Origin of the sequence: Cellulophaga fucicola, assembly GCF_900119145.1 — a bacterium.
Classification (GTDB): domain Bacteria; phylum Bacteroidota; class Bacteroidia; order Flavobacteriales; family Flavobacteriaceae; genus Cellulophaga; species Cellulophaga fucicola.
Genome location: NZ_FPIY01000001.1, coordinates 841198 through 865476, shown reverse-complemented (window position 1 = coordinate 865476; position 24279 = coordinate 841198). Strand labels below are relative to the sequence as shown.

Below are 24279 nucleotides of genomic sequence, written 5' to 3'. Positions count from 1 at the left end.
TACTTTATTTGGGTGTTTTTTTGTTTTATTTATTCTTTTTTTTCAAAAATATACAATGTGTTATCTCCGCTAAGTTGGTATAGTTTATTATTGGCTAGTTGAGGAATATCAGTTTTTACCCAATCTCCTTCAAACCTATAGTGCCAATCTATTTTTAGTGTTTTTTTATTAAATGCAACAATACATTGCGGTATATAGTCTAAACCTAACTCTAAACGGTTCATTTCTGCTATAGTATAAATGTGAGTTTCATCTTCTGCGTAGCCAGTACTCCATCTAAAACCAGAAAAGACGTGCTCTTCTAAAGTTTTTTTTAATGACTGATAAGCTGCTTTGCCCGTAACTAAATCTATTGTTACTAAATAAGCACCTGCTAAGTGGTATAGGTACGATTTAGAAATATCTAGCTGAAAACCATCAGTAGAAGGTATTTTATGTTGCAAACGCCCTTGAAAAGCAGAACTTCCATAACCAGGCAATGCTTGCCATTTTCTATTTAGTTCACCTGTTTGAATATTAATGTCAAGAATCATTTGACCTGAACAGGCTACTAGCAAAGAGTCTTTCCAAACACCTATAAATTTAAGAACTTCATAGTTTTGTAAGTTGCCATCTCTGTCTTCAAACTTACCTAGTGTTGATAATTCAAATTTCCATTGCAATTTTGCTTTAGGAAGAGTATAGGCGTAGATTTCGTTGTTTATTAAACAACAGTAAATGTTTTTATTTGAAAAATTAATAGAGTTTTTTTTATCTATAATATCCAAGTTAAGAATTACTTCATTTTTATCAATCAATGCTTCTTGAATATTCCCTTCTTTTAGATATTGATACCCTAAATATGAATTGCTTGAATGGAAAAATGCTTTTCCTTCTCCTTTTTCAATAACTTCTCCAGAAGTTTTATAAATTTTATAGTTGCCATTCCAGTCATTTATATATACCTTATTATTAAATATTTCAAAACCATCAACAGGTGTGTCAAATATCGAAAATGATTTTTCGTTAAAAAATAACTTTTTATTCGTTAAAAAATATAAGTTATTATTTTTAGAATACTTAATTACTTTCGATATCTCCTTTTTTTTGTAAAAATTCATTTATTCTGATTTTATAAAACTATACAAGTTAGAATTAACATCACCAATTAGTTCAGTGAATTTTGATTGAGCATTTAAACCTGTAAGATTTAAACTTTGTTTTAATTCGTCATTCATATTATTAAAAATCTGTGTCTTAGTTAGTCCTTTTGAAGCATTTGTGTTTTGAAATGCTTTTTTCCAAAGTTCTTTTAAATTATTTTCATTAGCATTTTTTCTAAGAGGATTTACTTTCCATTCATAATCTGATAATTTAGTTTTTACAGAAAATGCACCCTCTGCACCAAATACCTGTTCTATTTCTTGTTTTGATAATTTACCATCTGCAGTATTTGCATTTGGAAAATCTTTATTTTTAAGTTCTATATCTAAATTACTATTTCTAATATCAGACATTTTAGAAGTACTACTTGTTGGTTTAAACCTAGCACCTAATTCTACATCAGCTTCTTTAAAGCCTCTTGTTTTTAGTTCACTTAGTGTTTGTGCCATTTCAGATTTTAAGGTGCTATTTTCTGAAAGATTACTCCCGTTTTTAGCCTTACCTCTCATCCAATTAAAAAACTTATCAGCTGTACCATTAATCTCAAAATTTTCGATAAAATAATTGACATTATCTAAGTGTTTTTCCATTGAAGGAAATGCTTTAGTCAATCCTGATGCCTCTGGACAAGTTGTACAAGGCGAGTTTTCAGCAGCTTTTAAAATTTCTTTTAAGACTTGTTCATAATTGTCAGGATATCTTTGACGCAATATAGACCCTTCCTTTAACATAGTACTAACTTTTGCCAAAGTAGCATTATCAGTAGCGAATTTTGTGTTTTGTCCTATTGCTGTAATTATAAGATCCCAACTATCAACTAAACTAGGATTCTTTTTAATTTCAATAGCAAGCTTAGATGATTCTTTTAAATGTTTCCCTAAATTTTCGATTTTATCAGCAGATAAATTATCTAATTTAGTTAAAAGGTCTTCACCGATATTGTCATACCAACTATCAAACTCAATATTATCTCCAAGTTTCGCTTGTACATTATTAAGAAGTATATCAAAATCTTCCTGGGATAATCCTGTAGCGAATTCTGGAAAATCAGTTCTAATAAATTCTTCTGCAGCATTTATTAGTTCTTGTTTTTTTGCATTAGTTAACGAAGTATGTTCAGGTAGCCAGTCTCCTTCATAATTACCCGTTTTTTTACCTATTGTAAGTACATAATATAAATTTGATATTGGTTCAATTGATCCTCCACGACTTATATTTTCTACAATTTTATCATAGGTAGTATATAATACAGGAACATTGGTTTCTTCAAGGGTTTTCATTCCTAGGACCCTGTGATGACCATCCATAATTATTTTAGTTCCGTCAGGTAACTCAACAACCCTTACAGGATTAATTAAAGTTGGCTCTAGAACCTTAAAACCTTCTGTGTTAAGCACTTTTATAACGTCAGATACACCATTCGGGTTAGTATTTCTACGAGGACCGTGCATTGGAACAATTTCATTAATAGCTATATCTCTAAAGCCTTCTGGGTATAGATTACTGTTATTTGGAGATACTTTAACTGTTTTGTATAACGGATTGGTATTTAAAACATCTGTAATAGGTTTGATATAAAATTGTCCTGGATTACTTATGTCTTCAACTATTTCAAGAAATTTTATTTCAGTTAGATTATTTTTTATAACCTCTATATCATCTAACCTTGCAATAGCTGTTGTAGTTGTAATATTTGAAGGTAGCCATCTGATATCACTTAAGAATTTTATTGTTTTATTACTTGTTAGTTCTATTTTAGCTAAGCTTAATAATGTATTCCCGTCCTTTACAGCTAAGTAAGGTTGAAAAGCAGTTGATGAGCTTTCAACAAATAATTCAATATACCTAGTTGAAGATTGAAGGTGAACATTAAAACTCTTCATTCTTACCTCAATTAATACTCGGTATAAATCTCTAGTTAAAATAGAGTTTACTCCTTTTAAATTCTTTAAAGCCAATATTAAATTATCCATTTTGGTAATTTGAGCTAATCTTTTAGTCGATGATAGCGCTCTAAAATCAGTGAGAAATGAATTTAAAAAGTTTTTATTTATTAATATTTTTTTAATTTTTGATGCTTTTGTGGCACTTTTTACAAACGTAAATAAAGTTTTAGTGCCATTAGCCGTTAACTCTCCAGCCGAGACTAATGCTTTTGGTAAAAACATTATATTATATAGTCCATAAATAGCATTCCAAGTTTCAATCATTTCTGGATTAACATTATCAGATGTTTCATTCAATAATGTAATGGCAATATCTGTAGAGGCCATACCTATTTCTATTGAAGCTAATATTGTTGATCCTCCAGCAGTAAATGGTGCTAAATAAATAGCAGCAATGTCAGCAATTACTTTTAATGCAATAAGATTCTGTTCTAAGTCTACAGTGCTATCGAACCAATGTAAGAAGATCGCAGGTACTGTTAAAACTTGTCCTTTTTTTAAAGAAGTACTACCTACTTGGATGTCTTCCATTACCTCAAGTACAATTGGCTGAAATGGATTTATTTCTTGATTGAAAATCTCTTTTGCACCACTAAAGTAATCCCAATAATCCTCTATGTTAGAGAAATTAATAGCATTGGATTTAACTTGTATATTTATTTTATTTAAATCATTAAATTTAGTCTCCAAATAATAATCAACTTCATAACTTGATCCCCCTGGACCTATATCAATATTGAAAGAATCTATATCAAAAAAGTTTGCTCTAAATAATGGTAAAACTTTGTAAAGATTTAAATCGCAAGGTTCATTTCTAAATGAATTTACACATTCATTATTATAAGTATCATATACTAATTGTCCAGAGTTTTTAAATTCGTTTGTAAGTAGCCATTTTGCTATATAATTTACAAACACAGATTTTTCATTACCGTCTAATACATTCCAAACTTTTTTAAGTAAACTGAAATCATTATTAAACCCTTTAAGTTCATCTATGATAAACTCTGCATCATAACCAGAATAGATGATAAGATTTAATAGAATTTCCTCAGTTCTATCTGAAATACCATTATTATCAGCAAAATAATGTATTAGGTCTAGCCTATCTATAAGATTTATACTTTTCCATAAACATATCGTGTCATCCAGGTATTCGTCATTCGAAGTTGGAGCTAAGCTGATAGAATTTAACATTTCATTGATAACCTCAGGAGCAAATTCCTCAGGAACAAATTTTGTTAAATAGTCAGAAACTCCATTCCAATTTGGAAAATGCTCAGATAAATGTTTAAACTTTTCAATATGCGATTTTAAAGTTGAAAAACCATTTATGTTTGAACTTTGCCAGTCAGAAAAATAAACATAAGACAAATCAGCGTTCGGATCTGTATTGTCATTAAAAAAGAATAATGGAATACCTGATTCGAAACACTCAAGATATTGTTTATTTTTTTGTAATTGCGTGGCATAAGTAAAAGCATATGCACGTTTATTTAAATTTGTATCACCACAATCACAGATTTTAAGAGAGGTTAGATAGTTGATGATGTCTGTGTCATAATTTGGCTTGAATTCAGCAATCATATTTATTTTATCATTGTTATTTAATTCTTCATAACTTAAATAATCAATAATATGATTGTATGGTAATCTTTTGCCAGCACCACTATTATCTTTTAAACTTGAATAGTTATAGTTTTTAAAATAATTATTCAACCGAATAAACTGAAAGGTTGTTTGGCCACCACTAAGACACGGTAATCCCGTTATAGCTTTTACATTTCCTTCTTTTGATCTGTTCTCTGTAAATAGTCCCGAGCAATTTCCTTCAGAATAACTTTTATAATAACCTGTAAACTCATTTGAATTACAAACTGCACAAAAACGATATTTATCATCTTCAATCGAAAAACTCTTTAAAGCACCAAATGGAATAATTGAGAAATTATCTTGACAATTTTCAAGATTAACATCATCTCCTGTTGAAAATTCAATTCTTGTAATATTAGAAGGTAAAGTAATAGGCTTACCTGCCATTGAAATAAAAGTATATGTACCATCTAAATTTGCAAATGGTTTTAGTAATTCTAAATTATAAAAAGTAGCACTCTCCCCATCCTCTTCATCTTGAAAAATATAGAATTTTAAATTTGGGTTGTGTATTTGTGCCCAGTCCATATGGCTTAAAAGGTCACCGTTGGCATAGTCCATAAGCCAAAGAGTTTTTCCTTTTATGTCATCTCCATAAGTTGTAAAAGGGTGTTGTAAGGCAAAAATACCGTGAGCAACTTCATGTGCTGTTACTTTTGCTAAATCTTCTTTTCCTTCCTCAGTAGCATCTAATCCGCCATTAAATACAAAACCAAACTGGCGTTTTAGTGGCATAAAACCAGCTATAGATTTAGTTGTAATAAAGTTAGAATTAAATGTAAAGACGTAGTATTTATCTTTTTGGTAGTCTATTTTTTGTTTTAAATCTGCTATAATGGCTTTTTGCTCTTGGTTATAGGTGTTTAACCAAGGTTTGTCTCCAATTTCTAATTTATTGTCGGCTCCTAATAAGCCATTAGTTAAAGAAACACTTTTAGTTTCTATATTAAGCGTAGTTGCAGCTTGGTTAAAAATTGTATTTAACTCCAAAGCGGTTGGTAGTTGTGCACCGTCTACAGAAACGAGTACAACGTCTACAGTTTTTCTAGATAAATGCCACAAATTAAAGGCACCAGCTGTTTGCTGCTTGGTAGTATCTTGTTTAGATTTTACAACAGCGTAAATAGGTTCGTTCTCAAAAGTATACCTTCCTTGTACACTTAAGTTAATAGTGTTGTTGGTAGCTTTTGTATGCGTTAATAACTCTCCTTGTTTGGTCTTAAAAATAAGATCATCAATGTTGTAGTCCGAGTTAGATATTGCAACCGTTGCTGTAATTAAAGAAGGTACGTTTTTTTCTGCTACGTGGTTTACAATCTCATAATTGCCACCTTGTGCATCTTTTATAGTTTTGTATTCTTCATTTAGTTTGGTATTATTTATTCCTGTTGGTAATTTATCATAACCGTAAGTTCCTTTAGTATTAAAAGTTACAGTAATACCTTTGGCAGTTAAAGACTCTATGTCTCCGTTTTTGGTTACACCTTCTACATTATCTGCATTTACAGGTCCGCCTTCGTCTATTTTACCACCTTTGGTTACATTACCTTCTGCATCTACGTGGTAGGTGTTGCCAGCACTATCTACAATAACTTTATCATCACCTAAAGGAGAAGTTCTAACTTGTGCATCATTAGGGTTCGTGATTACAACTTGTCCGTCTTCAACAGTAATGTAATCTTCAAAATAATCTGGAGGAATAACAAAGTTTACATTTATATTATCAATATCATTATCACCTTCAATAAGCTCAGTTAGTTCAGATACATCAGACATACCAGCACCACCGGTAGTAGCAAACTTTTCATCATACTCTGTCTCTACAAGGCCAGTTGTTAATTGCTTGTCTGTATTAATTTGTATGTTGTTAAAACTAACCCTTATTTGTGTGTCTCCTAAGTAAGGAACTACAATAAAGCCCCAACCTGTGTAATTGCCATTGCCACCGTTTACTTCTTTTACAGTTACAGGAAAATCACCTGCTGTAAAAACATCATTAACACCAAGTTGCTGTAAAGGGTCTTGGTTTGTAATTACAATTTCTGGTGGTATGCCACAATTGTACTCACTAGCATCTTCTTTGCCAGGTGTAGTAAAGGTGTTAACAGCAGAGTAGCTATAGCCACCGTTTTGTACACATTGGCCACCAACTCTATATTCATATGTAGTTTCTGCTTCTAAAAAGAACAATTTCTTTTTAGTTTCTACCGTTTCAGACTCAAACCACACATTATTACTACCACCTTCTTTTCTAAATTGTATTTGGTAGTTGATATGGTCTGGGTTTTGCTGCCAGGTAATTTCTTCTGTGGTTGTTCCCTCTGACTTTGCTAAAATATACTGTGGAGCATCACACTTGCCAGTATAGGTAAAGTAAAAAATTTCACTGTAACCACCATTTTTAAATACCGCAGTTTCACTAATACCATCGCTAACAACAGCACGCACACGCCAGCCGTATGTTTTGCCTTCTAAAAGGCTAGTTTCTCCAGGACCGTAGAGTAGGGTATTGGCAAAACCAGTAGTTTGGTATAAGTTGGGCGAAGCTAAAAAAGCCGTCTGTGGGTCTACTTGAGTATCCCAAAGTTCACGCAGCTCAAACTCATATTCTACACCAGTAGCATTTACGTGTCTTGGCGTCCATTGAAAAATAAGATTTTGAGGGTCTCTAGCCGGTACTTGTTCTCCGTTTTGTGGTAAATTTAAAAAAGGAGGATCGTTTAAGACCAAATATACAGGAAAGCATTTTTTTTCTGATAAAGGTCTTCCTGTAGTCCAATCAAAAACCTCAAAACAGAACTGATATAGTCCATCTGGTAGTGGTTTGCTGTATTCGCTAGGTGTAATGCCATCTAAGTTTTGTAAGTCAAAATAGGGCTGTAAATCTAGGTTAGATAAGCGCAACGGAATACCACCAGTTAATTGTATTGGAGCGGCATTTTGCACAAAATCTTTAGATTGTATACGCACACTGTTTCCAGAAATCGAAAATCGTAATCGAACTTGTAAGTCCGACTCATTAACATCTGTTAAAAGTAAGTTTACCAATAGTTTTTCTGCGGTAGTAGTACTGTAGTCAGACAGTTTTAAACTATAAGGAGGTGTTAACTGTGGTGATACTTGTACGGGGAATACTTGTGCCGATGCTACAGAACTCGTAAGTAGTACGAGCAATATTAATGCGACACCTAAAAACTTGTTTATAGATGCACTTAATATGCTTGTTTTAAAAGGTATTAAATTACGTATATTCATCTTACTGTTTCTGTATTTTAATATCGGTTAGTATGTAAGAGGCTTGTCCGTCTTTTACATATTCTTTTATTTTTATAGCACCATTTCTACCGTCTGCAGTAGTAAATAATACAATTCTAGGTACTGTAGCATCTGTAAAATGCTGCGATCCTCCGTTTGTTTCTGTAACGGTTAAACCGTTTAATACACTATCATCTGTTATGGCATCAAATTGTGCAACAGTTAGTAATGTAGAGCAGCCACATTGTTCTTGAGAATTTATAATACGTGTGTTTTGTGCATTTGCTAATGCAGGAAACGTAGTAGTGCTTAAATCGTCTGGAGAAACAAATTTGTTAAACGAAAAGTCTTCGCCTAAGCCAAAAAAGACTATGTCTATTAGACTACCATCTATGGCACCAAGTTCTTCTTTATTGTAGATTTCTCTATTTGTGGCAGAATAAAAAGCACCAATAGTATTGTTGTTATGCGCTGTATTAATTCCGAATTTTACATTGGTTAAAGTTCTAATATTAGTATCGGCTATAAGTTCTATAGTTTTAGAAATCGATTTTGATTCTTTATCATTAGAAACTGTTAACGTAAGCGTTTGTGTGCCTTCTGCGTTAAAAGTAACAGTTGGGTTTTCTTCTGTACTAGTTGATGGTGTAGCATTTGTAAAAGTCCAGTTGTACGTTAAAACACCTGTACTATTGTTTTGCATTGTTAGCGTTACTGGAATCTGAAGATCATCATCCTGAAAAGCAACTTCCCAATCAAAATCTGCTACTAAACCATCTGCAACCGTTATTGTTTTTTCTAGTTGATGCGTTTCTTTTCCGTTACCAACCACTAATGTTATAAGATGATCTCCAGGTTCATTAAAAACTACTGTTCCCGGTTGTTCTTCTGTAGATGTTTCTGGTGTACCACCTGCAAACGTCCAATTATAAGTTGTAGCTCCTTTTGTGTTATTAGTTATTAAAACTGATGCAGGCGCAAAATTATTAGTTTGTATTTCGGCATCAAAAGCAACTTCTACAGCTGCATCTATACTAAATGTAACTTCTTTACTATCTGCAGATCCGTCTTTATTTGAAGCATCTAAACGTATGGTATAATCACCTTTAGTATTGTAGACTAAAGCACCAGGGTTCCTATCTGTACTAGATTCCCTATCCGCTCCTACAAAAGACCAAGAGTAGGCGTCTGCGCCAACAGTTTTGTTTAAAACTTTAACCGTAACTGGTATAGAGTAATCTTCGTTAATTATTGCTATTTCAAAATCTATAACAACAGGTACAGCTTGCTCTTGTGTACAACTAGCGCTAAAAAGACACATTGTTAACACAGAGAAAAAATGAAGAATACTGTTTTTTAGGTGTTGCATATTATTTAATAATAATTTTTCTTATTTCACTTCCTTTAGCAGTTTCTAGTAACAAAACATATGTTCCAGAGGCCAATGTTGTACCATACTCTAAATTGAAATTAACTGCAGCTTTTTCTTTACGCTCGTGTACCAAACCTTGAGAAGCCATACTAAATATTTTAAGTGATATAGAACTAGCCTCAGAAAGTAAAATGTCTACATAAAATTCTCCGCTAGAAGGGTTAGGGTATATTTTAAATTCCTGAATAAAAGGAATTACAGCATCGCCTATATCTGGAATGTTTTCTGCTTCGCCAATAATAATAGTCTTCATATAATCTAAAAAGCAAGTTCCTTGGTTAGATCGTAGTAATATTTCATAAGAGCCAGGTTCATCAAACAGAAGAATAACATTTTCATCTGTTTTAGCAATAACTACAGCTTCCTCTGGTAAAAACCATTCTACTTTATCGCCTATAGGTTCACTAATGTTTACTAAGGCTAATTCTTCACCAGCAAAAGCCTGTGTACTTACAATAAAGTGTGCATCTATTGGTGTATCTGATGTTGTAATTATAATACTATCGCCACCACTACAACCAAGAAGAGTTGTAACTTCTACAGTATAGGTGCCAGCTTCGGCAACTTCTATACTTGGTTCTGTACTTGTAAATCCATTATCCGATGTCCATAAGTATGTGGTACCATTCCCTTGGTATGTTGCATCTAAAACAACACTTTGTCCGCCACAAAGTAATCTGTCTTCTCCTAAACTAATTAAATCTGGATTAGGATTTTCAAGTGTAATTTCAACTGTCTCTGAACATAAATTAGCATCGGAAACTGTAATTGTGTATGTACCTGCGGTTAAATTATTGGCGTAAAAACCAGTCTGACTAGATATGACATCACCGTCTTTAAGCCAATTATAGGTGTAATCTTCTAACCCTCCACTTATACCTAAAGATATTACACCGTCTGATCCGTTGTTACAAACGGGATCGTTTTCTTCTAAAATAGCAACTTGGAGTGGGTTAGGAGCATCAATTATAACCTGACTTGTAGCCTGACATCCTTTTTCATCAGTTACAAAAAGAAGGTAAGTTCCTTTTTCTAGGTTTTCAATTCTAGATTCTGTAGACCCATTAGACCAGTTTAAAGTATACGAACCAGTTCCACCCGTGATTGAGGCTTCTGCCCAACCTTCAGTACCATCAGAACATAGTAAATCTCCTTTGTTGAAAGTAATTACAAAAGGTTCTGGATTTAGTAAGTCGTGAATAACATCAGTCTCATTAACCAAACTATTGTTTACATAGTTACCAATAACAATACCGTTTGCATCTCTTATATTTACTGCATAACGAGCGGCAGTTAAATTGCTAATAATGCTATCTTTTTCTTCTGTAAGTTCTTGAAAAACGCCATTTTCATCTTCTTTTTTCCAAGTATAATAATATGGTAATCCGTTATTTGCAAAAGCATCTAATTTAATACCTCCAGTGCCGTGGGCAACTAATTGTCCGTCTCCAACAGGATTGTTAAATTCGTTTGTACTATTACATGAAACAGGGTTTGTTTCTTCAATAGTAAGTAGTAATTCATCAGGATCTTCAATAGAAAATTCACCTTCTGCAAAACAAGTAGTTTTTTGTGTTGCTTGAGTATGGTTAGCGTCTGTTACAGTTAAAGTATACGTGCCTTCTCCAATATTGTTTAAAGTAAAAGTTTGACTTTCTTCATCTGCATCATATGTAGAGTTAGAAACAGTTGTAACTTCAATTCCAGTATTTTTATTCGTCCATACTACATTATAAGGTGCTGTACCACCAGTAACTACTGCAATAATACGGCCATCAGTGAAGCCATTTGCGGTAGCGTCGTTACTATCGTTTAATCTATCAACTGTTACCGGTAAAAATTCTAAATCAAGTACGTTTGCAGGTTCTTCAATTAATTGCTCTAAAGTTAAATCGTTATCATGATCTGGAGTATCATTACCATCCTCATCAGGTACTAATTCTTTTGCAACACATTCATTGCCATCTCTAACCTTAATTTTATTAAGTCCGGCAGATAAATCACTAACTGTATGTGTAAATGTATTATCAAAATTAACCCAATCTTCAACAGTACCATCTGGTCTTGTTAGTTGGTATTGGTAGTTACTATCTGTACCACCTTCAGCGGTAATTAAAACAGTACCATCTTGTCCTCCGTTACAGTTTACATCGGTAGGGTCTGAAAGCGTAAATTGTACAAATTCAGGCTCATAAACATTAAATTCAATTTTATGATTATCACCATCCGCAAAAAGGGTAGTACCGCCAAGAAATTCAATACGAAAACCATCATCAGTACTTCCTGGTAACCCAGTTATGGTTAATCTATCATTAATGATGTCATCAGCTGTAATATTATCAAATTTAGGATCTATAGTTATTTTAGCATACAAGGGCTCTCCATTTTCATTGGTACCTGTTTCAACAGATAAGTCTAAAACTTCCAATGCAAAACTTTCACCAGGTTCTAAATTTTTATCAAAAACAAGAGTTATTTCTGCATCATCTGTGCCGTTACAGCGTAAGCCAGTATTATTTTCAATAGCTGTAATGTGGGGTGCAGATGGGAGGATTTTATAGAAACGAGTACTTCCTGGTGACTGGTTATCATAACAAGGTTTAATTCTAAAATAAATATATTTATTAAAATACCATTCCGGTGGATTAGCTGTTAAAATATCACTAGCTACAAATTCTAAAGAGCTAGGAGTTGCAGGTCTTGTTATATTTGTCCATAAATTAGGATTTGGCATTGCAGTAGTATTATTTACTATTTGGTATTGCCAATTATAAGAATCATCACTAAAAGAAGGATCTGCCTCTATAGTTTTTGCATCTTCATAACCAAGGGAACCACTACTACTCGTAACATCAACCGAAGTAGAAATTTTATAATCAAATCTAACATCGTGTCTAACTTCAAATTCCCCTTCATTTCGATTTGTGTAATTAATAGTATTATTAAAACAAGAATTTGATTCTAACTTTATTTCAGGATCAAATTTTAAATAGGAATTTCTACTACCATTACAAGAAGCTCTTTTTTCTGTTACATCTGCAAAAACTTTTAAAGATTTTAACTTTCTACCTGAATATTCTATTAATATATTATCATAATTATAAGTGTGTGTACCTTTTCTTTCTTTTCCTTTCCTATGGGCGAAAAATTCTTCTGAACCATCATCAAAAACAGCTGTTAAAACAATATTACTACCACAAACTCTTTCATCTCCTTCTACTTCATAGCTGAAATTAGTGATTTCTATTGTTGATTTTTGTGCATTAATAGCACAGCTAATTAATATAAATAATATAAATAGTATTTTTTTCATAGCTTAATAATTTACTTCTATAGTCTCTAAAGTTCCAAAACTACCATTTGCAAATACGGTACGTACTTGATAGATGTAGATGTTATTAGGAGATATATTGTTGTCTATAATTTTTGTAAGTGTTGCTGGCAATTGCTTCCAAGTAGAAGGTTTTCCTTCTTTTTTAGATTTAAAAATGACCAACTCTTTAATTTCAGATGGTAATTTTCGCCAGTTTAGTGTAATGCTGTTTTGCTCTCTGTCTACTGTAGCATTTAAACCCTTTAAAACTTTGTCTTCTGTATTAGAAGCTGTTTCTATGGTTAGGTTAGGTGAGTCCGCAGATATCAGTCCGCTATCATCTATAGCCTGAATTTTATAGGTGTATTTTGTTGCAGCTGCCACTTTAGTATCTTCAAAATTTGTGATAGTGTCATTGGTTTCAAAAATCAACTCCCATTCGCTCACAGTACTTTTATTTTTACGGTATAATTGATGTTTGTCTACATCTGCACTTACACTTTTAATCCAAGAAAGCGAAACTCCATTTTTATTAACCTTATATTCTTTAAAAATAGGAGAGGAAGGAGGTACAACATCTGGTTTTTTAATTTCCAACACTTCAGAGTAGTCGGAGTTATTGTATCTGTTATCTACAGCTACTACAGTATAGTATACTTTATCATTTAAAGATTTAACTTGTACTGTATCTGTAAACTTATTTGTAGTAGCAGGATCTATTGTAATTTGTGCATATTCTTCGTTTTTAATATTCCCTCTAAAAACACGGTAGCCCAACATATCTTTTTCTCTATTAGGTTCCCAAGTAATAGTGGTTATTCCTAAGCTATCCATAACACCAATTAACCCAACTGGTTTTGCAGGCGGAATAGAGTCTATAAGTTGCACTAAAGCAGAAAACGATGCTGTTTCTGTACTGTCTTTACCCATAGCAACTACTTTTATGTAGTTTGTGGAATAAGGTGTAGTTAACGTTGTTGTTCTTGTTTGAGGTGTAATTCCTTTTTTTATTGTTTCATAAGTACCATTATCTTTTGTCGCAGCTCTTATTTGAAATTCTGCTACTTCATTTTCTTTTTCTTTAGGAAATTCCCAATAAATTTCAGCATCCGCTTCACCTATTAGTTTATGATTTGTAACGAAAGGTGTAGCAGTAAGAGCTTTTTGACCTTGGCCAACAATAGATTTTGAAGGTTCACCTTGCTCTCCAAAAGGCGAAACACCTAATACTCTATAATGGTATTTTTTATTGTTTTGAGCTAATGTATCTACATAATACATGCGCTTTGTAGGCGATTTATCTGTGTTGTTTAGATTTACTAATGGTAAGTCGTCTAAACGTTTATAATTGGTACCGTCTTCAGAACGTTCTACATAATACGTTGCATAAATACTTTTAAAAAGCTCATATTCCCACGTAAGTAATACCTCCTTGTCGTTAAAAACACCCACTAAATCTATAGGAGCTGGTAATGCTTCTGTGTTAGAAGCTTCAATATATATTAAACCTTCTTTTACGTTAGCCGCTAACTCGATTGGAATAGCAGATTTTACGCGGTATAAATAGCCTTCGTTACTTTTTATATTAGTGTCTTCAAACCCTAAGCCAGCTAATTTTGCAGCTTCAAAATTCATATCAGCAGCAAATAAGGCAAAAGAATAACGTTGTTCTAATTGTTCTACTTTATTTACAATTGCCATTAGTTCACCTTCATCTGTACCAACTTCAAAATCTTCACCGTGAATTGCTTGTGCTAGTATGGCAGCGTTATCATTAGTCATAGAAATTTCTTCCCAAGATTCTACTGGAGCAGGTTTTAAAGTGCCTGTAGCAATTATTTTTTGCTCTGGTGATTCTAATCTTTTACCATCTCTATATACAGTAAAACGCTCTAGTGTATAGCCGTAAGTATTTGCTCTTTGCCATACAATAGCATCTGTTGGCGCCCAACGCACTAGAATTTTGCCTTGCTGCGCTCTGGCAATAGCCTGTATAGATGGCGATGTAATGCTGTCTTGTTGCTGAGCAAAAGAAAACAGTACAGAGAAAAAGAAGCTAATGACTAATAATAATCTCATTTAATTTAAAAAATTAGTTGGTTTAGACAATTTGTTTTTATATGTAATTACTTTTTTGAGTATGTAATTCTAGAAAGTTGTGTGCCATCTTCATCAGTACTTTCTGTTTCTAGTTTAAAAGAATTTCCAACAAATTCAGGTGTTAAAATAAATGTAGTAAATGAGGTGCCGGAAAACTCATATTTGCCGTCACCAATATTTTTCCAAGAGCCCAATTGAAAATCGCATTCTCCCGTATCAAGGTTTTCAATTTTGCCAGATTTAAAAGAACCATCTTCATTAATATTTAAGATGAAATCATTTCCTTCACAATCTTCAAGGTCTTCTACATTAGTAGGGCCTTCTTCACCATTTATTATTAAATTAGTTGTAAAATTAGTCTGTATCCACTCTCCAATTATTGGATCTAAAACTTTTTGTTCGCTTTTATTATCATCATCACTATTGCAAGAAATGAATAAAGAACTTAGCATAAGTGTTGCAATCAAAAATGTTTTTTTCATATTTAAATTTTTAGCTTTTTATCTTCTTTTTTATTTGGACTTTATTAGTCTAGGTCTAATGGATTTTTAAAATTCATTGTTGCAGAGCTACCTAATTTATTACCAGGTAAAACATATTGTACTTTTATAGTATAAGTACCTTTTGGAATAAAAATATACTCTGTGTCTAGTATTGCTGTGTTGGGATTGGTTAACGTAATTATACCATCTACGTAATCATTTAAAACGTTAGTTTTAGTAGTAGTGTAATCTAATTTGTAAATCTCTGGTAAATTGTATCTAAACGGAAAATGTGTTCTTGTCCATCCTTTATTAATACCATAAGCAATGTTAGTAACATAATTAGTAAACAACGGTAATGCTCTTTTTGGTGGTAAACCATATGGATCTTCTGGACGTTCTATTTTATAAGATCCAGAACTATATTTTTGATATAAAATTGGATTAATATCTTGCTTAAAATAATTGTCATTTAAATCTGACTCTGCAACTACCATTGGCATATTATCCGTGTACGCTGTACCAACCAATTCTGCTGTTTCAAAAGCCTCGTGGTTATCTATAGCATTGTATAGATAAACTACGTCATTTGCAATTTTGCCCCAACCATAATTGTCCACTTTTATAGCCTTTATTTTTTTTGCAAATGTATTGTAAGCACTACTTGTAAAATTATAACCAATACGTTCTATACTACCATCTTTAGAAACAGATTGCGCATTGTTGTCTGTTACAGTCATAGTGTTATCATCTCCTAAATCTGTATTGTTTTCTGTTCTAGTAGATGTAGTTTCTGAACTTACATTTTTTGGTTTACTAAAAATTGATAATGAATATGTAGTAGATTTGTCTAATGTTGGTAATGTATAATTAATAGTATTACTTGAATTATTATATGAAAATGCAGGTTTTTCTGCTTCTCCAGTTTCACTAATTAATGCCAATTCACTTTTCCATTGCGAATCGTCAAACAAGTAATCTTGACCTTGTTTTAATTGTATATACCCATTATTATATTCTTTTGGGTAGTAATATTCTTGATCTATAACAGGGTAGGAGTATACTATGTTTTTTAATGGAATATACTCAGGAGCCCCACCTGTTGTAAACGAACGTTCTTCAGTTTCTTTAGCGGGAGCACCGTCTACCATTACTATTTGGTAAACTCCATTTACTCTCTCTTTAAAACCAACCGTTACACTAACTTTTAAAGCAGTAGATGGAGGTAGTATATCTTCAGGAACAAAAGTAACATTGTTACTGTTTTCTCCCCATTCTAAAGCTCCAGGAATAACTGTATTATTTTCGTCTGTAATTTTAAACTCGTCTAAGGTAATTTTATAAATATGGTCACCATCTGCTTCAGGAATTGTCAAAGCTTTTTCCACAGCCATATTAAATGCTGCTTGTGGAGTTGCAAAAACATCAGCTTCTGTTTCACCATCTCTAGGAGTTAAATCACTTACAATTTTTAAACCTCCTAGTGGAGACCCATTGTCAAACTCGCATTCTTCACCAAGAGTTACTTTAAAGTTAAACTTACCTTTAACCAAACCTCCTAGTAAATCATAATGTCCGCCTACATAACCACGCATCCAAATAGGATTTGGTGCTTTGGCTTGTAATAAAACAGCAGCGCCAGCTTTTATAATTGGAATCCGTTTTTTTACAAAAAATAACTTTAAGTTGATACCTAATTCTCCTTGTAAATACGCATAAGCTTGTCCGTTTGCATACCAACCGTTAATACCAACTTGATCACCAGTATTAACGCATTGAGCATCACCATAATTTTTTAACATAATATCGTACCCTACACCAGCTTGAAAACGAGCATAGAACATTAGAAAGTTCATTTCTCCTGTGTCAATAGAAAAATCACTTCCATAGGCAAAACCACGTCCGTCTCCCAAAGCATTTTCATCCCTCATATAGTTTAGTGTTTCAGCATCTACACCTAAAATTTCGGCTACAATTTCAGGAGGAGGAGGGCTACCAGGGATATTATCACCTAACATAAAATAGTCACCTGTTTTAACAGATAAAGAATTAATACCTAATTTTAAACCAAGTCTGTCTGTTGGTGTTCCCATGTATACATACCATTCTTCTTCTGATAGATGAGCAACACCCCAGCCAGCTCTTCCTCCAGAACTTCTACCTTGTAAAGCACCACCAATAACATTTACATATAAATCCATTGTGGCATGAAAAGATTTATTAGCAAAATCAAATTCGATTCCTATATTAGCAGTAATACCTTGTTTACCAACTTTTATGGGTTTGTATTCATCAACTGATTTATCTAAAAAAGTTTTTCCCATTTTACTATCCATAACACCGTTAAGGGCTTCAGTGTCTACCATTTCATTTAGCTTTTCTGATAAGCTAGCAACTGGATTTTCAATTTCAAAAGCTTGCATCACAACTGCCTCTCCAAAGAAACCTAACCTGTTTACACCGCCACTACTATTAAATTCAATTTCAAAACCAGCACCTATTTTAATAGCTTTTTCATCAGGAATACCACCATAAATCATTGCCTTTACACCTAAGCCAGTATCATCATTAGGAATATAAGAAAGTCCTGAAGGAGAAAAGTCTGGACCAGCATTAGCTCGTCTTGTCATTTTGTAAAAAGCACCACCGGCAAACCCCGATAGTTGTATAGGTCCTGCTTGTATTTTTAGGCCATGTACCGCAGCATCTACATACCAATACCTAAATTCATTTTTTCCAAAAATAGCTTTGCACGTAATTGGTCCAAAAGCACTAAAAGTACCTTCTATATTGCCAGAAAAGCCATTGCCATAAATAGGATCATCGTTCATAAGGAGTAACCCTCCTTTTATTTTAACGGCGCCCATATTGGCTTCAATATTTATTTCTGAAAGATCTATGCGATCGTACTTCCATTTTTGAACAAAATTCTCCTCACTAAACTTACCAATGATACCCAATCTTGCATCCGCAGCAAAACCTTTATCAGATTTACCCATTAGGTTTATTTTTAAATCAAATGAAATACCAGCCTCTTGGTCATTAGAGTTAAAAGCAATATCTGCTATTGAAACAGGGAAATTGGCAAGTTTAACTTCATCTTTATATCCAAAATAATCTACTTGTAAAATAGGGGCTTCTGTTTGTAGTACTAAATTCTGGAACTCTATCCCTTTAAAATTAACCATAGTACTATCAGCATCTTTGGTACCTTCCTTTTCTAAAGATTCTTTTTGGCTAGCGGAGATAGCCATACGACCATTTAATACGGCTTTAGGTTTAAAGTTGCCATTGGCTACTTTTAGTTCAATAAAAGAATTAGGTAGTAATTGTGCTTCAGCCTGCCATACATTAAAGTTTAATGTATCTGCAGTAGCAACGCGTACAAGGTATTCTTCTTCACTTATTAAACCTTTATAGGATAATCCTAGTTTTTTGCCTTCTTCTTTGGTCGTAGGAGTATCTTCTTTTTTAGCCGAAATTGGTAGCACTATTTGCCCATTAAACTCAGCACTAGTTATACGATTAGTAGTAAGTTCTACAGCAATTGAGTCAACAGAAAAGGCCCAAGCTTTTTTGTCGTTGGTTCTTCCTTTATCTAGTGGAATAATATTCTCTGCTGAGAATAGACCAGACACACCATTATTATCAATGATCATATCAGTCGCAGTAAACTTAACACGTTCTTGTTTGGCTATACTTTCTGATGTTTTAAAGGTTTTTGGTAATGATACTTCTAAAGATTGTACATAAACACCACGCCACAATTCGGCATTCGGCAATAGTAATCCTTTTTCTTGGTAATGTTGAGGAAAAGGAATATCGGGAGTACGAGTATCGCTAAAATCTAATGTAGCTTCATTTAAATTAAAAACAAATTTATCTGGGTGTTTTGCTAGTGCAAATGGTTGAAGATCTATGGTAGTTACAATATCATTCCATCCACTAGCGACCATAGAAAATTTACCTGTTACTCTATTGTCAATTTGTGCCGTAGAACCATCTATTCTTTTTACGCTTTTAAACTTTTCTTCCGGTTCGCCAAGGTCTGTAACAGGTATAATTAAACTCCTTGAGAATTGTACCTCAGCTGCTAAACCCATTTCTTTTACACCATTACAGTCTATAGTAACGTATGTAAGGTTATCTGTATTTCCTGTTTTATAGTCAAAACCACCTTTAAGTTCTAACAACCAATTCCCAGCGTTAAAAGGTATTTGCACATCACCTAAAAGTACAAGGTTGGCATCACCAAAAATTCCACCATCATGAGAAAGCTTTACATTGTTTGCGCCAAAAAATATTTCTAATGGATCTCCATTATCATCAGTTTGCGGCAATCTAACTCTAGCAAAAACGGTTAATTCTGTATAATCTTTGTGTATTGTTGCTTTTGCTATACCAATAGAGTATTCTACTTCACTAACGGTGGTTTTAATACCAACAGGTAAGGTTACAATATCATTATTAGAAAGAGTGTTAACCCAAGTATCTTTTAAGTCTATTTCTTCTAAAACTGCTGCAGCTTCATTTCTATCATTAAGAATAGGTGTAGGAACGGAAAATTCATTTTTGATACTCTGAAAAGAAAATACGTTTTTAGAATTGAACAACTCTAAAGTAGAACCTGTAGCGTTTGTACTTTTTAAAATACTATCTATTGTTGCTTTTGGTAAGTCGGGATTAAGCTTTCCAAAGCTAAAAATAGGGTAAACCAATAAGACTAGTAACAAAAAAACAGATTTAAACTTTTTGTTGTAATTCATAAGTAGGGTTTATCAAAAATAAATTATAAAGACGCAATATAGGAATTTACCTTCATTATAAGGTTTTAACTTTTATTTAGTAAGTCATCTAATATATATTTGATGGATTACAATACATATACGTTAATTACGCTTATTATAGTTTTTGAGTATTAACATTATTTTAACTATAATAGGAAATAGTGACCTTGTATTATGTTTTTTAGATGAAGTGATACTTTTCTTGGTTGAATAACATATCCTAAACAAGAATTTACCTACAATTTTAATGTCAATACTATTTTTAGAAAATTTATTTTATATTTGACAAACCAGAACAGAACAGAACGGATTATGAAATTTAAAATTAACTCTAATAGTGATATTCCAAAATACTTACAACTTGTAAATGCAATTAATGATGCTTTAGCTAGTAATGCTTTAACAAACGGTGATGCTTTACCTTCTGTAAATAAAGTATGTAAAGATTTTAGTTTATCTAGAGATACAGTATTTAAAGCTTATTCCATTTTAAAGGAAAATGGAGTAGTAGTATCCGTTCCAAACAAGGGATATTATATAGCTAATGAAACCAAAAAAGTGCTTTTGGTTTTAGATACTTTTAAGGCTTATAAAGAGGTTTTGTATCATTCTTTTGTGAATAATTTACCTAAAAACATAATTGTAGATGTACAGTTTCATCATTATAAAATAGACAATTTTAAAACCATACTTAATAATAGTAAAGGTAAATACTATAAGTATGTTGTTATGAATTTTAATAATAAGGAAGTAGCAGAGGTTTTGTCTGATTTTGATACCAGTAATTTACTTTTAATTGACTGGAACATATTTGCAAAGGAAAATAATAATTATGTTTTTCAAGATTTTGGAGCTTCGTTTTCTAATGCATTAAAAGATGCTATCCCTAGTTTTAAAAAATACAAACGTTTAGTTTTTGTGTATCCTACATTTACATATCACCCGTTTGAAACGGTTACATATTTTAAAAAATTCTGTAAAGAAAGCAATTTAGATTATGATGTTGTTTTAGATGTAAATGACTTTAAGGTAGTTAAAAATGAGGCTTACATAAGTGTTAGTGATAGAGTTTTAGGTAACTTTTTAGAACAATGTAAAGAGCAGAATTTAGAACCTGGTACGGATGTAGGTTTTTTATCTTATAATGAAACCCCTATGAAAAAATTCATCTACAAGGGCATAAGCGTAATATCCACAGATTTTAAGGCATTAGGCTCTACAGCAGCTTCTTTTGTTACTAATGAAGGGCCTTTACAAAGTTATATTCCAACACAGTTAATAATAAGAGAATCTTTATAAGTATGTATTATATAGGGTATGATATTGGTAGTTCTTCAGTAAAAGTAGCATTAGTAGATGCTATTACAGGTAAAAAGGTAATTGTACTTAATGAACCAGAAACCGAAATGGAAATTATTGCTCCTTATCCAAACTGGGCAGAACAAGATCCTAATGTATGGTGGCAACATGTTTGTACGGCTACAAAAAAAGCCATTAAAGTAACAGGTATAAATGCATCAACAATAAAAGGTATTGGAATATCGTACCAAATGCACGGTTTAGTTGTTGTAGATAAACAATTAAAATCTTTACGAAATTCTATTATTTGGTGTGATAGTAGAGCCGTAGAAATAGGAAAAAATGCGTTTAATAAGATTGGAGAAAAAGAATGCGCAACAAGACTACTAAATTCACCTGCAAATTTTACAGCTTCTAAATTAAAGTGGGTTAGAGATAACGAACCCGAATTATATAATAAGATTTATAAGTATATGCTTCCAGGTGATTTTATTGCTATGCAATTTACCGGGGAAGTAAACACTACAAAAAACGGATTGTCTGAAGGAATTTTGTGGGATTTTAAAAATGATGAATTGGCATCATTTTTACTAGAACATTATGGTATTAGTGCAGATTTAACTCCAACTATTGTATCAAATTTTACCAATCAGGGTATTGTAACGCAGAAAGCATCCATAGCATCTGGTTTGCCTGTTGGTATTCCTGTAAATTATAGAGCTGGTGACCAACCCAATAACGCTCTTTCTTTAAATGTGCTTAAACATGGAGAAGTTGCAGCTACAGGTGGTACATCTGGGGTGGTGTACGCTGTTACAAGCAATGTAGAGTCTAAAGAAACATCTAGAATTAATCATTTTGCGCACGTTAACTATACTCAAAAACAACCCATATTGGGTAAGCTTTTAAATATTAATGGAGCAGGAATACAATACCGTTGGCTAAAAGATAATTTAGGAGTAAGTAGTTATGAGGAAATGAATAGAATGGCATCTAACATTTCTGTTGGCTCGGACGGCTTAAGTTTAATTCCTTTTGGTAATGGATCAGAACGTATGTATAATAATAAAACTATAGGTACCCATTTTTGTAATCTAAATTTAAATAAACATACAAAAGCACATTTATTTAGGGCAGCTTTAGAGGGGATTGCTTTTTCATTTGCTTACGGAATGCAAATATTAAAAGATGATAATACTACTATTAATGTAATTAGAGCAGGGAACGACAACCTGTTTAGATCCGAAATTTTTTCAATCACAGTGGCTACATTAATTGGTCACGAAATAGAAATATATAATACAACAGGAGCTGTTGGAGCGGCAAGAGCGGCAGGCGTAATAGATGGCGATTTTACAGCATTTAAAAATAATAGTATTACTAATGATCTTGTAAAAACATATAAACCATTAAAAGAAAAAGCTTTATATCTATTGGCATATGAGCAATGGAAAAACGAATTAGAAACTATCTTAAAACATAAATAATATGGCGTTAATTGGTAACAAAGAATACTTTAAAGGTATAGGAGACATTAAGTTTGAAGGAAAAGAATCTACAAATCCGCTTGCATTTAAATACTACAATCCAGACCAAGTAGTTGCAGGTAAAACAATGAAAGAGCACTTTAAATTTGCCATTGCATATTGGCATACTTTCTGTGGTCAAGGCTCTGATCCTTTTGGACCAGGAACTCAGAATTTTCCTTGGGATACTTCATCAGACCCTTTACAAGCAGCAAAAGATAAGGCAGATGCAGCATTTGAGTTTATCACAAAAATGGGATTTGATTATTATTGTTTTCACGATTTTGATTTGATTAATGAAGGTTCAACTTTAGTAGAGTCAGAAAAAAGAATTCATAGTATTACAGATTATCTAAAGGATAAAATGGAAGCTTCAAAAGTGAAGTTACTTTGGGGAACATCAAACTGTTTTTCTAACCCAAGGTATATGAACGGAGCTGCTACTAATCCAGATTTTAATGTGGTTGCTAGGGCAGGAGCACAAGTAAAGTTAGCATTAGACACTACTATTGCTTTAAACGGAGAAAACTATGTGTTTTGGGGTGGTAGAGAAGGTTATATGTCTTTGTTAAACACAGATATGGGCAGAGAATTAGACCATATGGCACAGTTTTTAACTACAGCTAAAGATTATGCAAGAGCTCAAGGATTTAAAGGTACGTTTTTTATAGAGCCAAAACCTATGGAGCCAATGAAGCATCAGTACGATTTTGATTCTGCTACTGCAATTGGTTTTTTACGTAAATACGGATTAGATAAAGATTTTAAAATTAATATAGAAGTAAATCACGCTACATTGGCACAGCATACTTTTCAGCACGAGTTGCAAGTAGCAGCTAATGAAGGTATGCTTGGTAGTATAGATGCAAACCGTGGCGATTATCAAAATGGATGGGATACAGATCAGTTTCCTAATAATATACAAGAAACAACAGAGGCTATGCTGGTATTTTTAAAAGCTGGTGGTTTACAAGGAGGTGGAGTAAATTTTGATGCTAAAATTCGTAGAAATTCTACAGATTTAGAAGATGTGTTTTTAGCACATATTGGAGGGGCAGATACCTTTGCTAGGGCATTACTAACTGCAGATAAAATTATAACTTCTTCTACTTATGATGAGTTACGTACACAACGCTACGCTTCTTTTGATGAAGGAAAAGGTAAGGAGTTTGAAGAAGGAAAGCTTAACCTTCAGGATTTGTATAAAATTGCACAAGAAAATGGTGAACTAGATTTAAAAAGTGGAAAGCAAGAATTGTTTGAAAACATTATAAATCAATATATATAGATCAATAGAAAAAAGATGTAAACTAGTTACTATAGTTTACATCTTTTTTAGTTAA

Annotated in this window: 10 protein-coding genes; 3 read left to right on the top strand and 7 right to left on the bottom strand. The window is 32.7% G+C overall.

Features of this window, described 5'->3' with window-relative positions; all coding sequences use genetic code 11:
* Positions 1-29: 29 nt before the first annotated feature.
* Genes BT107_RS03815 through BT107_RS03785 form a run of 7 tightly spaced genes read right to left on the bottom strand, consistent with a single transcriptional unit; the run spans position 30 to position 20090 of the window.
* Positions 30-1100 carry a hypothetical protein gene (locus BT107_RS03815; RefSeq protein ID WP_072302420.1) on the bottom strand — a complete coding sequence of 357 codons (1071 nt, stop codon included), beginning with the start codon at positions 1098-1100 and terminating at the stop codon, positions 30-32.
* On the bottom strand, positions 1101-7997 hold the full coding sequence (locus BT107_RS03810) for a hypothetical protein (protein ID WP_072302419.1): 6897 nt from the start codon (positions 7995-7997) through the stop codon (positions 1101-1103). It abuts the gene before it with no gap.
* A gap of 1 nt (position 7998) precedes the next feature.
* Positions 7999-9366: a PKD domain-containing protein gene (locus BT107_RS03805; RefSeq protein ID WP_084639105.1), complete on the bottom strand. Its 1368-nt coding sequence runs from the start codon at positions 9364-9366 to the stop codon at positions 7999-8001.
* Between the two features lies 1 nt (position 9367).
* Positions 9368-12742, bottom strand: a complete 3375-nt coding sequence (locus BT107_RS03800) for a T9SS type A sorting domain-containing protein (RefSeq protein WP_072302417.1) — start codon at positions 12740-12742, stop codon at positions 9368-9370.
* Between the two features lie 3 nt (positions 12743-12745).
* Entirely contained in the window at positions 12746-14821 is a 2076-nt protein-coding gene (locus tag BT107_RS03795; protein ID WP_072302416.1) for a fibronectin type III domain-containing protein, read from the bottom strand.
* Positions 14822-14868: 47 nt separating this feature from the next.
* Entirely contained in the window at positions 14869-15324 is a 456-nt protein-coding gene (locus BT107_RS03790; protein WP_072302415.1) for a hypothetical protein, read from the bottom strand.
* Between the two features lie 44 nt (positions 15325-15368).
* Positions 15369-20090, bottom strand: a complete 4722-nt coding sequence (locus BT107_RS03785) for a hypothetical protein (RefSeq protein ID WP_072302414.1) — start codon at positions 20088-20090, stop codon at positions 15369-15371.
* Between the two features lie 333 nt (positions 20091-20423).
* On the opposite strand from BT107_RS03785, the gene BT107_RS03780 reads away from it, so the two are divergent.
* The 3 genes from BT107_RS03780 to xylA are packed head-to-tail and all read left to right on the top strand — an operon-like array spanning position 20424 to position 24224.
* Complete coding sequence (locus BT107_RS03780) at positions 20424-21410, top strand: GntR family transcriptional regulator (RefSeq protein ID WP_072302413.1); 987 nt, start codon at positions 20424-20426, stop codon at positions 21408-21410.
* Between the two features lie 2 nt (positions 21411-21412).
* Positions 21413-22897: a xylulokinase gene (locus tag BT107_RS03775; RefSeq protein ID WP_072302412.1), complete on the top strand. Its 1485-nt coding sequence runs from the start codon at positions 21413-21415 to the stop codon at positions 22895-22897.
* A 1-nt stretch (position 22898) separates the two neighbouring features.
* Positions 22899-24224, top strand: a complete 1326-nt coding sequence (gene xylA, locus BT107_RS03770) for a xylose isomerase (protein ID WP_072302411.1) — start codon at positions 22899-22901, stop codon at positions 24222-24224.
* Positions 24225-24279: the final 55 nt, after the last annotated feature.

Coding starts and splice junctions, on each gene's coding strand:
- BT107_RS03780 (WP_072302413.1), top strand. CDS start 20,424: ATGAAATTTAAAATTAACTCTAATAGTGATATTCCAAAATACTTACAA.
- BT107_RS03800 (WP_072302417.1), bottom strand. CDS start 12,742: ATGAAAAAAATACTATTTATATTATTTATATTAATTAGCTGTGCTATT.
- BT107_RS03815 (WP_072302420.1), bottom strand. CDS start 1,100: ATGAATTTTTACAAAAAAAAGGAGATATCGAAAGTAATTAAGTATTCT.
- BT107_RS03810 (WP_072302419.1), bottom strand. CDS start 7,997: ATGAATATACGTAATTTAATACCTTTTAAAACAAGCATATTAAGTGCA.
- xylA (WP_072302411.1), top strand. CDS start 22,899: ATGGCGTTAATTGGTAACAAAGAATACTTTAAAGGTATAGGAGACATT.
- BT107_RS03775 (WP_072302412.1), top strand. CDS start 21,413: ATGTATTATATAGGGTATGATATTGGTAGTTCTTCAGTAAAAGTAGCA.
- BT107_RS03805 (WP_084639105.1), bottom strand. CDS start 9,366: ATGCAACACCTAAAAAACAGTATTCTTCATTTTTTCTCTGTGTTAACA.
- BT107_RS03790 (WP_072302415.1), bottom strand. CDS start 15,324: ATGAAAAAAACATTTTTGATTGCAACACTTATGCTAAGTTCTTTATTC.
- BT107_RS03795 (WP_072302416.1), bottom strand. CDS start 14,821: ATGAGATTATTATTAGTCATTAGCTTCTTTTTCTCTGTACTGTTTTCT.
- BT107_RS03785 (WP_072302414.1), bottom strand. CDS start 20,090: ATGAATTACAACAAAAAGTTTAAATCTGTTTTTTTGTTACTAGTCTTA.